We start from the raw sequence: 13514 nt of genomic DNA, 5'->3' as shown, positions 1-13514 counted from the left end.
AAATGGTCACCGGAGCGCGTAAGAGCGCGTACCTATGAACGCTCCGTGCTCCGCAGCACTCGGTTGAGGGCGTTGCTTACCCGAGGAAGCGGACGTGTGACGTGTAATGGCGGTATCCGGGTGTGCCAGTTCGTGGTGCGCTGGAACTCTTCACCGATCCCGAACAGCAGCGATTCGTGATGAGCCGCGGCCGTGAGTTGAGCACCGATCGGCATGCCCGAGTGAGGGTGGAATCCGACCGGGAGCGCGAGCGTGGGTCCCTCGTGGAGGGACCAGGGGTAACTGAACTGGCCAAGTCGGCGTGAGCGTGCGATGACATCATCGCCACCGGCGATGGGCGGCACGTCGATCGGCATGGTGGGGGTCAGTACGGCATCGACATTCGTTAACAGCGCACTGAGTCCGCGACGGAACTCCGCTTTGCCGGCTATCGCTGCTTTTTTCTCGAAGTCCGAGATGGACAAACCCAGGGACACACGTGCGAGGGTGTCGGGATGGAAGAGTTCGGGCGAGGATCGCACTCGGTCACGGTGTAGCGCAGCAAGATCCGAGTACAGCAGGGTGTACACGATGTCCTGTGCGTGAGCAGCGCCGGGGATGTCGACCGGTACCATCTCATACCCCAGTTTTTCGAGTTGTCGTGCCGCCGCTTCGACTGCGTCGCTGATGGCAGCGTCGACGTCGTCGGTGATGAACACCGACGGCAGCCCTATCCGTCGAGCGGGACGAGGCGACGCGGCCGGGGCGGCACGCAGTACGTCGAAGAGGCGGGCAACCTCGGTCACCGACCGTGCCATCGGACCGACGGTGTCGAAGGCGTCGCTGACCGGGAAGACCCCGGTATTGCTGATTGACCCCCATGTCGGTCGCAGTCCTGTGATGCCGCATGCTGATGCAGGTAAGCGGACGGATCCTCCGGTGTCGGTACCTAGGGCTGCGTCCACCAGACCTGCAGCGACGGCGACGCCGGAGCCTCCGCTCGAACCTCCGGGAACTCGCGTGGGGTCCCAGGGGTTGCGGACGGGACCCGCAGCGGAGTTCTGGGAGGTGACTCCGACCGCGAACTCGGCCATGTTCAGTTTGGCGGTGATCTGCGCGCCCGCAGTGAGCAATCTGCGGACGACCTCCGCGTGTGCGGATGCGATGCGGTCGGAGAAGAACCGGGATGCGCAGGTGGTGGGGACGCCGGCGACATCGACATTGTCCTTGACGCCGATTGTCATACCCGCCAACGGACCCTCAGTGGCGGTACCGCTCGCGGAGTCGATCCAAGTGACGATGCTGCCCAACGTCTCGTCGAGAACGCGAGCGGTCGGGCCGCCGCCGATAGCAGCGGCGGTCCGACCTGTGGTGCCGCTCAGGATGCGCTCCCTACCCGCAACGCGTCAGTGGCTTCCTCGTCCACGGTCCACGAGTCGGTGTCGACGACGACCCCGTAGTCGCGTCGAGCGTCCTCCGCGGTGAGGTATTCGTCCCAGACGTCGCTGAGAACCTGGAAAGGATCGCGGAGGAACGGATTGCCGAATCCGCCGCCGGAGGGCAGCTTGATCTCCAGTGTTTCGCCCGCCCGGATGGTTTCCTGGGTGACCTTGGAGAAGAGCACCTCCTCGCGGTCCGTTCCGGCGTTGCGGGTGAACGCACCTGCGACGCCGTCGTGGCCACCGAGCGCTCCGGCGGGCGGGTCGGAGCGGTTGTCGGCTTCGGATCCGAGGAAAGTGTCGGTCTCCATGAGCCATTTGCGGACACTGCCGATGCCGCCTCGCCACTGTCCCGGTGCGGGAGCTTCGTCGCGGAGTTCGTACCGGAGGGCACGCATGGCGTGGTTGAGTTCGAGTTCTTCGATGGGGTTGTTTCGGGTGTTGGCCATGAGCGAGTCGACGGCGTCCATACCGTCCTTGCCGTTGCGTCCGCCGTACGAGCCTTCGTTGATTTCGATGTAGACCCAATATGATTCGCCGTCTTCGGCGACGCCGGAGTAGGCGATGGCGCACAGTGCTGCCGATGATCCCGCGATCGCGTGGTCGGGGAGTACGGGTGCCAGGGCGAGGTTGATGGAGTCGAAGATTCGGTTCACCTGGGAGAATCGGGCGAAGCACGATGCCGGGAAGTCCGGGTTGAAGATCGTTCCCTCGGGTGCGTATGCCCTCACCGGGCGGAAGCAACCGTCGTTCTGGGGGACGAATTCCTCGGTCAGGTCTTCGTCGAGCAGGATGGTGCGGATCGCGGCGACTGCGACGGGTAGGACGGATCCTTCGAAGGGCACGTTGAAGGCGGTGGGGACCTGGTCGTTGGAGCCGGTGAGGTCAATAAGGATGTCTTCTCCCTCGACCTGCACGCGCACGGCGACCTTGAGGGGGACACCGCGGTTCTTGCCGTCGTCGTCCAGATAGCCGATGGGTGCTTCGTAGCTGCCGTCCGGGATCTCGCGGATTCGGCTGCGAAGCATGTTCTCCGAGTAGTCCATCCAGCGTTCGCTGGCGCTCATGACGGTGTCGAGGCCGTACTTCTCGAGCAGTTCGATGAATCGCTTCTCACCGATGCGTGCGCAGGCGATGAGTGCTTCGAGATCGCCTCGGTTCTGTTCGGGTGTGCGAACGTTGTCGAGGATGTGCTGGATGAGGTAGTCGTTGCGGACCCCGGCGTCATAGATCTTCATCGAATCCATGAGTTTGCCCTCGGCCCAGACGTCGACGACGTCCATGCACAGGCCGGGGAAGTTGCCGCCGACGTCGGAGACGTGTCCGGTGCATCCGGCGAATCCGATGTGCTCGCCCTCCCAGAAGATCGGGATGATTACCCCGTAGTCGGGGGAGTGGGCTGCGCCGTGGTACGGGTGGTTGTGCAGGACGACATCGCCCGGTCGGTACGTGCCGGCGAGTCTACGGTTGACGCCCCGGATGTATGCGGGGATCGAACCGCAGTGCATCGGTGTGGAATCCGATTCGCACAGTTCGCGGCCGTTGATATCGAAGATACCGGCGCCGAGGTCTTCGGATTCACGGATCAGGCTCGAGTAGGCCATGCGGTAGAGGACCTGCGCCATTTCCTTGGCCATCGACTGCAGTGCACCGCCGATGACGCGCAGGGTGATCGGGTCGACCTCGACGTCGTTCCACGTACGGTGGGATTCGCCCGCGAGCGATACGCCGGTTTTGGGCATCAGGGTCTTGCTCATGCGGGCTTCCTCTCGATGATGATGTGACCGACCGCGTCGACGGTGGCGTGCTGGTTCATGCCGATGATGGTCGTGGAGTCGAACTGCTCGACGATGGCGGGACCTTCGATGGTGTTGCCGGCCAGAAGAAGCGAGCGGTCGTAGACAGGGGTGTCGATCCACTGGGGCGCGGCTGTTTCGTCGCGCCAGAACAACGCGCGGGTCATGGTCTTGATCGCCGCGGAGCAGTCTGCGGCGCCTTTGTCGATCTCGGTGATGCGGACGTGCGGTACGGCGCCGACACCCGTGACGCGGATGTTGATCAGCTGCACCGGCTTGTCGTCGAAACGCTGGGAGTAGGTCCGTCCGTGTGCCTCGTGGAAGGCCTCGGCGACGGTCTTGACCCAGACGTCGTCGATCTCCCCGTCGGGTGCCGGGACCCGCAGTTCGTAGCCCTGTCCGACATAGCGGCAATCCACGCTTCGTTCGAGCGAGATGTTCTCGGTGGGAACGCCGTCGGCTTCGAGCTGTGCGATGGCCTCGCGGGCGAGTCGGTCCATCTGTATCTGCAGCAGGCTCAGATCTGCGTCCGCGGAGGACGTCCAGACGGTGGTGGGGATTTCGTACCGGATGTCGGTGGTCAGCAGGCCGACTGCTGAGGTGATTCCGGGGTGTCCGGGCACGATGACACGCGGAATGCCGAGTTGGTCTGCGATCTGCCATGCGAAGAGGGGGCCGGCGCCACCCTCGGCGATGAGCGAGAAGTCGCGCGGATCGTAGCCTTTGCGGACCGAGTGGAGGCTGATCGCTTCGGTCATCGAGTGGGCGAGGATCTTGAAGATTCCCATCGCGGCTTCGTCCACGCCGGTTCCGAGCTTGTCGGCGATGTGGGTCTGGATCGCGGTGCGGGCCAGTTCGGGTTCGACTTTCATGGTTCCGGACAGGAAGCTGTCCTCGCGCAGCCAACCCATCATCACCATGGCATCGGTCGAGGTCGGTTCGGTGCCGCCGCGGGCGTAGCAGGCGGGTCCGGGGAATGCGCCAGCGCTTCGGGGGCCGACCCGGAACATGCCGCCTTCGTCGACCATGGCGATGGAGCCGCCGCCGGCGCCGATCGTGTCGACTTCGGCCATCGGCACCATGGCGTGGTAGTCGCCGATGCGGGTGTCGAGGAGGTGCTTCATGCGGAGGGTGCCGTTCGGTGCCACGCCGATGTCGGCGGAGGTTCCGCCCACGTCGAGTGTGATGACGCTCGGGAAGCCGGAGGCCTTCCCGATGGCGCATCCACCCAGTAGTCCGGCGACCACGCCGCTGGTCAGCAGCGAGACCGGCTGTTCGCTGGCGCTGCGCGAGGTGACCAGACCGCCAGCGGAGGTCATCAGGTGCACGTCGTCGCCGACCTGCGCCTCTGCGGCCTTCTGTGCCAGGTTGGCGATGTAGCTCGAGGTTTTCGGCCCGATGAAGGCGTTGAGTGCCGCGGTGGAGAAGCGCTCGTACTCACGGTACTGAGGTGCAACCTCGCTGGAAAGCGAGATGAACACCTCGGGATACTCCTCGAGAATGATGTCCTTGACGCGCTTTTCGTGCGTGGGGTTGCGGTAGGAGTGCAGGAAGGCGACGGCGATGGCGTCGACTCCGCGTTCGCGGAGCAGACGAATTTCTCGGCGCACTGCGTCTTCGTCCAGCGGCACGAGAACGTTGCCTGCGGCATCGATCCGCTCGGGCACGACCCGGCGGTTGCGGCGCGGGACCAACTGCCACTTCTGCCAGGGCAGGTCCTGGTAGTTCGAGTAGTTGAGGGGGCGCTTCTTGCGGGCGATGTGGAGCAGGTCGCGGAAGCCTTCGGTCGTGATCATGCCGACGTTGCACCCGTTGTGTTCGAGCACGATGTTGGTGGCGACGGTGGTGCCGTGGAAGAACATGTCGATGTCGGATGGGTCGATGCCGGCGCGTTCGGCGAGGACCTCGATGCCGTCCATGGTTCCGATGGACGGGTCGTGGTTCGTCGACGGAGTCTTGTGGACCACTACGGTGCCGTCGTCGTCCCACAGCACGAGGTCGGTGAACGTGCCGCCGACGTCGACTCCAATTCTCTTCATCAATACTTCCAATCTTTCGGTGCCCGCGAGGAGCGGAGGGGGACGACCGAGCCGTGCGGCGGTCCGAAGTCTGGGGTGGGGGTCACCGGGAGGGGTGATGTAGGTCATCGTGCTTGAGGGCGACCAAGAAATCAATACCTCAGATGTTTTCGGCGCAAATCTGCGCCAAAATGGGGCTTGCTTCGGCCCGATCGTTGGAAAACTGGCTTAAAGAGCGGATGATTAGTGGGTATGGGACGGGTGCGCGGTGCCCTACCCCGGCCGCAATGTCGGGTTAGGCTCGGGCCGTTCACCGCCGCTTCCGAGAGAGAAGAGTCGACGCCCGTGACCGAATCTACGACCGGGGATGCACCCGTCAAGAACGGACCTGCCTATGCGGTCCTCGCGGAGCATCTGCGCAACCGAATCTTGTCCGGTGAGTTGCAACCCGGTGCCCGGTTGCCCGGAGAAGCCGAGCTGACCGCTGAGTTCGGTGTCGGCCGCAGCACGATCCGTGAGGCCCTGCGTTCGCTGGCGAGCCAGAACTTGATCACTACGACCCGCGGTGTCACCGGGGGTAGTTTCGTCGCCGCGCCGAGTGTCGGGCACATCAGTGCGCATCTCGAGACGGGGGTGGCATTGATGGCGGCGGCGGAAGCGGTCACCGTCGCACAGTTGATGGAAGTGCGTAACCTCATGGAGGTGCCGGCGGCCGGCATGGCCGCGTTCCGCCGGACTGATGAGCACCTCGAGCAACTCGAAGCCTCGATCTTCGACCCGCACAGTCTGCAGGGGCCCAAGACGTTCGCGAAGAATCAGGAGTTTCACTTGGTTCTTCTTCGGGCGACCGACAATCCGTTGCTCGAGTTGATCACTGCGCCGGTGTTCCGGGTGCTGTCGAGCAGATTCGGGCGCGAGCATGCCCCGGAGGGGTTCTGGCAGTGCGTTGATCACGATCACCGCGCGATCCTCGATGTCGTCGCCGCCGGAGACTCCATGGCGGCGATGGATCTGATGCGTCGGCATCTGGACAACTTGGGCGACTCGTATCGCCGGATGGATCGGCGCGGGCCGGCCTAAGGTTAAAACATCTGCTCTTTAAGTGGGTGACGGCTGCGGATTCGATAATATTTGTCTTGCGCTGCCCTATTGACCCTTCAAATGTCTGATGTATTGTTCGAAGGAACGTACTCGCCGAACTGATGTGAGGAGACACGGTGGCAGTGCATCAGGCTGTTCTCGGCCGATTCTTCGAGGACTACGTTGTAGGGGACATCTACCAGCACCCCATTGGGCGCACGATCTCCGAAGCCGACAACACGTGGATCACGTTGCTGTCGATGAACACCAACCAGAACCACTTCAACGCTCATCTCGCAGCGCAGAACCCCATCACAGACGGTAGGGTCATCGTCAATTCCGGACTGACTGTCGCTGTGGTACTGGGAATTTCGGTGCTCGACATGAGCCAGAACGCTATCTCGAACCTGGCGTTCACCGATATCAAGATGTCGCACCCGGTATACGTAGGGGACACCATCTACGCGGAGAGCATCTGCACAGGACTACGTCAGTCCGAATCCCGACCCTATGCGGGAATCGTATCCATGATCACCCGCGGACTGAATCAAGATGGCACCGAAGTCATCTCGTGGAAACGGTCGGTCATGGTCGCAACCCGCGAAAGCGGAATCGGCCAGAACTACTTCCCCGAAGCCAAGAGCGGACCGCTGCAACTGCCGACACCCGCCGACCCGGAAGGTGCGCTGTCATGAAACCACTCCAGGACGTCCGCATCATCTCGCTCGAGCAGTACGGGGCAGGCCCGTTCGGCAGTGTCCACCTCGCCGACCTCGGTGCCGACGTGATCAAGATCGAAGACCCCAACGTCGGGGGCGACGTCGGACGTTACGTCCCGCCCTACAACGACGGCGAGAACTCACTGTTCTTCGAAACCTTCAACCGCAACAAGCGCAGCCTTTCGCTCGACCTGTCGTCACCGGCCGGACGCGCAGTGTTCGAAGACCTCGTCCGCACCAGCGACGCCGTCTACTCCAACCTCCGCGGCGATGTACCGGCGAAAATCGGCATCACCTACGACGACCTCAAACACCTCAACCCGGCCATCGTCTGCTGCAGCCTCACCGGCTTCGGCATGACCGGCCCGCGCGCCAAAGAACCCGGATACGACTACATCCTGCAAGGACTCGCGGGATGGATGAGCGTCACCGGCGACCCCGACGGACCTCCCACCAAATCCGGGCTCTCGCTCGTGGACTACTCGGGCGGCTTCGTCGCCGCGATCAGCCTGCTGTCCGGACTCCACGCCGCCAAACGAGACGGCATCGGCGGAGACTGCGACGTCTCGCTCTACGACACCGCGATGTCGCTGCTCACCTACCCGGCCACCTGGCATCTGAACGCCGGCTTCGAACCGGTGCGCACCAAGAACTCGGCACATCCCTCCCTCGTACCGTTCCAGGCATTCGAGGCAAGCGACGGTTGGCTCGTCGTCGGCTGCGCCAAGGAGAAGTTCTGGGAACGCCTCGTCGTCGCGATCGACAGACCCGACCTGGGCGCCGATCCACGCTTCGCGAACTTCGCACTGCGCGGGGAGCACCAAGACGAACTCCTCCCCATTCTCGAGCAGACCTTCGCCACCCAGCCGGTGGACTACTGGCTCTCGCGCCTGCAGCCGGCCGGTGTGCCGTCGGGCCCGATCAACGACGTCGCCCAAGCTCTCACCGAACCGCACACCCTTGCACGAGGCCTCCTCGTCGAGACCGAACACCCCACCTTCGGTACGGTGCGCCAAGTCGCCTCCCCGGTCCGGTTCGGCTCCGAGCCCACGCAGTACCGGCGTGCTCCGCTACGCAACGAACATTTCGACGAGATCGTCCGCGACCTCGGCTACAGCACCGAACGCATTGCGGAGCTGACCGGCCAAGGTGCCTTCGGCAAACAAACGAGCGAGGCTCGGGCGTGACGTCGCAGGTACTCGCACAATGGGCCCACGGCCTGACCATTGCGGACCTGTCCGAGAATGTCCGGCACGCTGTCGTCCGGCATCTTCTCGATGGGGTTGGTAATGCCGTCGCCGCACAACGCCTCGGATACGGACGAGCCGCGTGGACGGTCGCCGATGCGCTCGGCGGTCCGGCCGAAGCCAGGCCGCTGACCGGGATGCGGGCGATCTCCGCTCCGGCGGCAGGTATGGCGACCGCGGTGCTGGTGCACGCATTGGACTTCGACGACACCCATGCCGGTGCCCTCGTCCACGCCACTGCGGTGTCCGTTCCTGCAGCATTGGCTGTCGGACAACAGGTTCGAGCCACGGGAGCGGACGTTCTCACCGCTGCTGCGATCGGACTGGAGACGGCGTGCCGGCTCGGGGCCGTCAGCCCTCATGGTTTCCACGGACGTGGCCTGCACGCGACGGCCGTGGTCGGCCCGTTCGCCGCGGCGCTTGTTACGGGCAAGTTGACCGGGTTGCCGGTGCCGGCGTTGGTGCACGCTCTCGGTGTCGCGGGCTCGTCGAGTGGAGGGTTGCTCGAGTTCCTCGATACCGACGCCGACACCAAGGCTCTGCACCCCGGCTCGGCCACACTGGGCGGGATCCTCGCAGCCCGGTTGGCTGCTGCGGGCGCCAGCGGCCCGGCGTCGGTACTCGAAGGACGCCGGGGTGTGTATGCGTCGATGTCGGAGCGACCCGCCGACCTCACGGTGTTGACGGACGGATTGGGCACCGAGTGGGAAGCGACCCGCATCGGTATCAAGCCCTACCCGAGTTGCCAGCTCATGCATGTCACTCTCGACGCGGTCACGGCGGCTCTGGGCGTTGGGAGTGTGGACCCCGCGCAGGTGGCCGATATCGAGGTGCACGTTCATCCGGATTCCGTGCCGATCGTATGTGGTCCGAACGCCGGTGTGGCCGCACCGCGCAGCACCTACGACGGCAAGTTCGACCTTCCGTGGAGTGTCGCTGCGCTCGTGCACGACGGACGTATCGATGTCGCGACCTACACCGGCGCGTCGATCGCCCGTGACTCGGTGCTCGCGACCGCTCGCACGGTCCGTGTCGTCGAAGCCCCGACCGAGGGTCCGGCGGCGTCGGCACCCGGACATGCGATCGTCACTCTCGACGACGGACGTGTATTCGAGGGACGCGTCGCAGGTAGCCGTGGTACCGCCGCGTTCCCCCTCGACGATGAGCAGTTGCTCGCCAAGTTCATCGCCAACTGCGGTGATCATCCCTGTGCCCCGGAGCTCGCCGACCGAATCTTCGGGCTTGCCGACGAGCCGGATCTGACCGCCGTCCTCGATCTCGCGGCCCGCATCGCGCCCGCACCCCTGCACTGACCACCTGTGCACCGAACATCCCAGGAGCCATCATGGATTTCACCTTCGACGAGCAGCAACTGGCGTTCCGAAAGGCGTTACGTCACTTCGTGGACAAAGAGATCGTTCCCGTCGCCAACGAGTGGGAGAAATCGGGACGGTATCCCACCGAGATCGTCGAACACATGAAGGCCATGGGACTGTTCGGCATCACCACGCCCGAGGAGTACGGCGGTATCGACCTCGACAAAGTGTCGTTCACACTCGTGTACGAGGAACTGGCCCGCGGCTGGATGGGCATCGCCGGCATTCTCGGCAGCCACAATCTGTCCTGCTGGATGATCAACCGCCACGGCACCGAGGAACAGAAGCAGACCCTGCTGCCGAAGCTGGCCACGGGGGAGTGGCGGACCGGAATCGGACTCACCGAGCCCGGCGCGGGCACGGACCTGCAGGGAATCCGAACGACTGCGCGGCGCGACGGCGATCACTACATCGTCAGCGGCGCCAAGACGTGGATCACCAACGCCCGGCACGCGAACGTCCTCCCGGTTCTGGTGAAGACCGACCCGTCCGCGGAACCGGCACACAAAGGCATGAGCATCCTGCTGATCGACACCACGCTTCCAGGTTTCGAGGTGCAACGGGATCTCGGCAAACTGGGGTACAAGGGCACCGAGTCCTGCGAGATCCTCCTCGACGACATTCGGGTGCCGGCCGACGCATTGCTCGGCGGAACAGAAGGGCGTGGTCTGCAGCAGGCCCTGTCGGGCCTGGAAATCGGTAGGCTCAACATCGCCGGCCGTAGCGTCGGTATCGCCCAGGCCGCCTATGACGCAGCGCTGTCCTACGCGCGAGAGCGCACCGCGTTCGGGCAGCCGATCGCGGACTTCCAGGCGATCCAGCTCAAGCTGGCGGACATCGCCACTCATCTGCAGGCCGCCCGGCTGATGACGTATTGGGCGGCTTCGCAGGCAGACTCGGGTAAGAGAGTCGACATGGAGGCCGGCATGGCGAAGTACTTCGCCTCCGAGACGGCCATCACCGCGAGCCTCGAAGCGATGCGTATCCATGGCGGCTACGGATACTCGACGGAGTTCGTCGTCGAGCGGTTGTACCGCGACGCACCTCTCATGTCGATCGGCGAAGGCACCAACGACATCATGCGGACAGTCATAGCCAAGGCGCTGGTCTCCGGTTCCGGGGTCATCGGATGAGCGTGGCGTTGACCTACCTGTACGTCCCGGGTGATCGTCCGGAGCGTTTCGACAAGGCACTCGCCTCGGGTGCCGACGCGATCGTGCTCGACCTCGAGGACGCGGTCGCCGCTGATCGAAAGGTGCTCGCGCGTGAAACGGTAGCTCGGTGGATCGCTGCGCTCGCCCCCGGTTCCGTGGAGGTATGGGTGCGTGTGAACCCGGGAGCGCTGCGGGAGGCGGACATCCGTGCGGTCGCGCACCCGCGGCTGACGGGGGTGTGGCTGCCGAAGGTGGGATCCGCACACGACGTCGAACAGGTCGATGGCCTCCTGACAGAGCTCTGTCCCGATGCTGCGGTATCCGCGCTGATCGAGACCGCTGCCGGCGTGTTCGCCGCACCGGCCATCGCTCGTGCGCCCCGAATACGGTTTCTGCAACTCGGTGAAGTCGACCTGGCCGCAGACCTCGGTGTCGAGGTCGACGACGACGGGACGGCGCTGTTGTTCGCACGCAGCCGAGTCATCGCTGCGGGTGTGGCGGCAGGAATCGATCCGCCCCCTGCCGCGGTGTCACGCAATTTCCGTGACAGCGACGCCCTGGAAGCGGATACGCGCGCCCTCGCGCGCCTCGGATTCGTCGGGCGGGCGTGCATCCACCCGGCGCAGCTCGCCCCCGTTCGCCGAGTGTTCACACCGTCCTCGGAGGAGGTAGGTAAGGCCCGTGCCGTGCTGGCCGGCCTGGAGGCGGCGGAGTCCGGTGTTGCTGTGGATGAGGCCGGATTCTTGATCGACGAAGCGGTCGCTCGACAAGCACGCAGGGTGCTGGAGCGAGCGGGACGATGACCGGACCTGCCTGCCACTACGCCTGAATGTGCGCCTACCGCCGGAGCGTTGCAGCGCTCGGCCGAACGACCTCGATCGAGGATCGGTGCGCCGAATACCGCCGACTGCCGCGGTGACGACACGGTCCGAGGCCTACCGTGTCGAGGCCGCGTCACCGGCGCCCCGGCGCTGCGGCAGGTCGACTACGACGAGCTCGCCCACCACATCGGTGCGGTCTCCGAGTAGCCGATGTGCAACATCGCCACGTCGACGACAGCCTCCCCGCCAGGTATCCGGCGACATCTCTGTAGGCGCACCCTCCCAGGAGGACGGAGGGCCGGTTCGGTCCGTTAGCGTCGAGGAATGTCGTCTCCCGTCCCGTCCGAGTACGCCGACACGCTCGAGAGCATCAAACGGCTCGTGCATCGAGCACGCTACGTGGCCCAGCGCCGGGTGAACACCGAACTGCTCCGGCTCTACTGGCAGATCGGTGCGACGATCATCGAGCGACAGAAGACAGCTCCCTGGGGCAGCAAAGTCCTGTCCCGGCTCTCGGAGGATCTGCGCACCGAGTTTCCCGGAGTGAAGGGATTCTCCCCGGCCAACCTCAAGTACATGCGCAGGTTCGCTGAGGCCTGGCCCGACCCGGCGGCAATCGGCCAACGACCCGTTGGCCAATTGCCGTGGGGACATGTCATCGAGTTGCTCGACAAGCTCGAGGACGTCGAGTTACGCGAGTGGTACAGCGCCAAGGACGTCGCACACGGCTGGAGTCGTCCCGTGCTGGCTCACCAGATCAAGACGAACCTGCACGCGCGGGAGGGGGCAGCCCCGTCGAACTTTCCGCGCGCTCTCGAACGCCCCGACTCCGAGCTTGCTCAGCAGATCACCAAGGATCCGTTCACGCTCGAGTTCCTCGCCATCGACGGGGTGGATACCGCTCTCGCCGACGCCCTCACCAATGGCCTCGACGGCGAGCTCTCCCAGTTCCGCATCGCGGTCGCACGCAGCGTCGTCTCGCAGGCCCTGGCCGTGGCGGTGCGCAACGTCCACCAAGTACACGGCGCGATCGGCACCACCCACGAGCACAACCTGCACCGGGTTACCCTGCCCGCGCTCCAGTGGCGCGGCGAGTTCGGGTCCCCCGCGCTCTGGGAGGACTTCCTCTCCCGCGCAGCCATTGCCGGCGGTCGTGACGGCGCGTGGCCAATGGTCGCCGAGGGTGCCCGCGTCGAGGGCGCCGCGAGCCGATACCTCGACATTGTGTCCGGTGCCTCGACATTGTGATCGCAAGATCCTTGTCGTGAAAACCGAACCTCCACGGTCTACTCCGCAGCCGAGCCTTCAGGTCCTTACTTGAGGTCGAACTGATCCGCCATGACCATGGTCCGTGAATCGGGCTGGTGTGATGCCTAGGCACGTTGGTCGAAAAGTTGTGACGAGACCATGGAGCTGTCTAGGAACCGCTCCGCGACCCCGAGGACGTCTCTTGGCGTACTGCGAAGAAGTGGGTCGATCGCTACTGCGACGAGGGTCCGGACGGCATGCGGGACCGATCGTCCGCTCCGCTTCCAGACCCGAGCTGCGGAACGTCCGCACCCGCGTGAAGACCCCGGGCCAGAACGGCGTCCGCGAGCGGGCGTTCGGCTCGCTGAAGTACGAACGGCTCTACCGCGAACAGATCGACGACGCCATGGATCTCGTACGCGAGTCCGACGCCTACCGGCACGAGTTCAACACCGTCCGACCGAACGAGGCACTGGCCTGAAACCACCCCGCCGAGGTGCACTCGGGCCGAGCCGACCCGGTGACCCCCACCTTTCCCGGCGCCGAAATCCTGCCAATTACTTGACGCGAGACGCTCACTTGCCATGGTCTCGGCGACGGATGGGTACTTGGAGGAGTGGTCAAGCCCCTGGTAGTG

General features: G+C 64.7%; 11 protein-coding genes and 1 pseudogene. 9 read left to right on the top strand and 3 right to left on the bottom strand.

The annotated features are described in order from the left end of the window. Window positions 1–32: 32 nt before the first annotated feature. From A8G15_RS27405 to A8G15_RS27395, 3 genes are all read right to left on the bottom strand, one after another. Window positions 33–1289, bottom strand: coding sequence for an amidase (locus A8G15_RS27405; protein WP_068166291.1), 1257 nt, complete (start codon window positions 1287–1289; stop codon window positions 33–35). 68 nt (window positions 1290–1357) lie between these two features. Next, window positions 1358–3175 carry a hydantoinase B/oxoprolinase family protein gene (locus A8G15_RS27400; protein ID WP_082900201.1) on the bottom strand — a complete coding sequence of 606 codons (1818 nt, stop codon included), beginning with the start codon at window positions 3173–3175 and terminating at the stop codon, window positions 1358–1360. Then, window positions 3172–5253 carry a hydantoinase/oxoprolinase family protein gene (locus A8G15_RS27395; protein WP_068166289.1) on the bottom strand — a complete coding sequence of 694 codons (2082 nt, stop codon included), beginning with the start codon at window positions 5251–5253 and terminating at the stop codon, window positions 3172–3174. Before A8G15_RS27395 ends, A8G15_RS27400 begins: the two co-directional genes overlap by 4 nt. Before the next feature lie 324 nt (window positions 5254–5577). Between A8G15_RS27395 and A8G15_RS27390 the strand changes: the two genes are divergently transcribed. The 9 genes and pseudogenes from A8G15_RS27390 to A8G15_RS32100 all read left to right on the top strand — a co-directional run bounded on the left by A8G15_RS27390 (window position 5578) and on the right by A8G15_RS32100 (window position 13358). Continuing rightward, window positions 5578–6312, top strand: a complete 735-nt coding sequence (locus tag A8G15_RS27390) for a FadR/GntR family transcriptional regulator (RefSeq protein WP_068166287.1) — start codon at window positions 5578–5580, stop codon at window positions 6310–6312. Window positions 6313–6449: 137 nt separating this feature from the next. Continuing rightward, window positions 6450–7007, top strand: a complete 558-nt coding sequence (locus A8G15_RS27385) for a MaoC family dehydratase (RefSeq protein ID WP_068166285.1) — start codon at window positions 6450–6452, stop codon at window positions 7005–7007. Next, the gene (locus A8G15_RS27380) at window positions 7004–8218 is read left to right on the top strand and encodes a CaiB/BaiF CoA transferase family protein (RefSeq protein WP_068166283.1); all 1215 of its coding nucleotides are present in this window, start codon (window positions 7004–7006) and stop codon (window positions 8216–8218) included. Before A8G15_RS27385 ends, A8G15_RS27380 begins: the two co-directional genes overlap by 4 nt. Continuing rightward, window positions 8215–9591 carry an MmgE/PrpD family protein gene (locus A8G15_RS27375; RefSeq protein WP_068166282.1) on the top strand — a complete coding sequence of 459 codons (1377 nt, stop codon included), beginning with the start codon at window positions 8215–8217 and terminating at the stop codon, window positions 9589–9591. The genes A8G15_RS27380 and A8G15_RS27375 overlap by 4 nt, the downstream gene beginning before the upstream one ends. Window positions 9592–9623: 32 nt before the next feature. Next, the gene (locus A8G15_RS27370) at window positions 9624–10787 is read left to right on the top strand and encodes an acyl-CoA dehydrogenase family protein (RefSeq protein ID WP_024100312.1); all 1164 of its coding nucleotides are present in this window, start codon (window positions 9624–9626) and stop codon (window positions 10785–10787) included. After that, window positions 10784–11611 carry an HpcH/HpaI aldolase/citrate lyase family protein gene (locus A8G15_RS27365; protein ID WP_068166281.1) on the top strand — a complete coding sequence of 276 codons (828 nt, stop codon included), beginning with the start codon at window positions 10784–10786 and terminating at the stop codon, window positions 11609–11611. The genes A8G15_RS27370 and A8G15_RS27365 overlap by 4 nt, the downstream gene beginning before the upstream one ends. Window positions 11612–11953: 342 nt before the next feature. Then, complete coding sequence (locus tag A8G15_RS32105) at window positions 11954–12877, top strand: DUF1016 N-terminal domain-containing protein (RefSeq protein WP_068166279.1); 924 nt, start codon at window positions 11954–11956, stop codon at window positions 12875–12877. Window positions 12878–13119: 242 nt separating this feature from the next. After that, a pseudogene (locus tag A8G15_RS32570) lies at window positions 13120–13197 on the top strand (hypothetical protein); the annotation flags it as partial. Further along, window positions 13194–13358: an integrase core domain-containing protein gene (locus tag A8G15_RS32100; RefSeq protein WP_245688029.1), complete on the top strand. Its 165-nt coding sequence runs from the start codon at window positions 13194–13196 to the stop codon at window positions 13356–13358. The pseudogene A8G15_RS32570 and the gene A8G15_RS32100, both read left to right, overlap by 4 nt. Window positions 13359–13514: the final 156 nt, after the last annotated feature.

Origin of the sequence: Rhodococcus phenolicus (assembly GCF_001646785.1) — a bacterium.
In the GTDB taxonomy this organism is placed as follows: domain Bacteria; phylum Actinomycetota; class Actinomycetes; order Mycobacteriales; family Mycobacteriaceae; genus Rhodococcus; species Rhodococcus phenolicus.
Note: the sequence above shows the minus strand (reverse complement) of the source record. Positions and strands in the feature narration are given on the sequence as shown.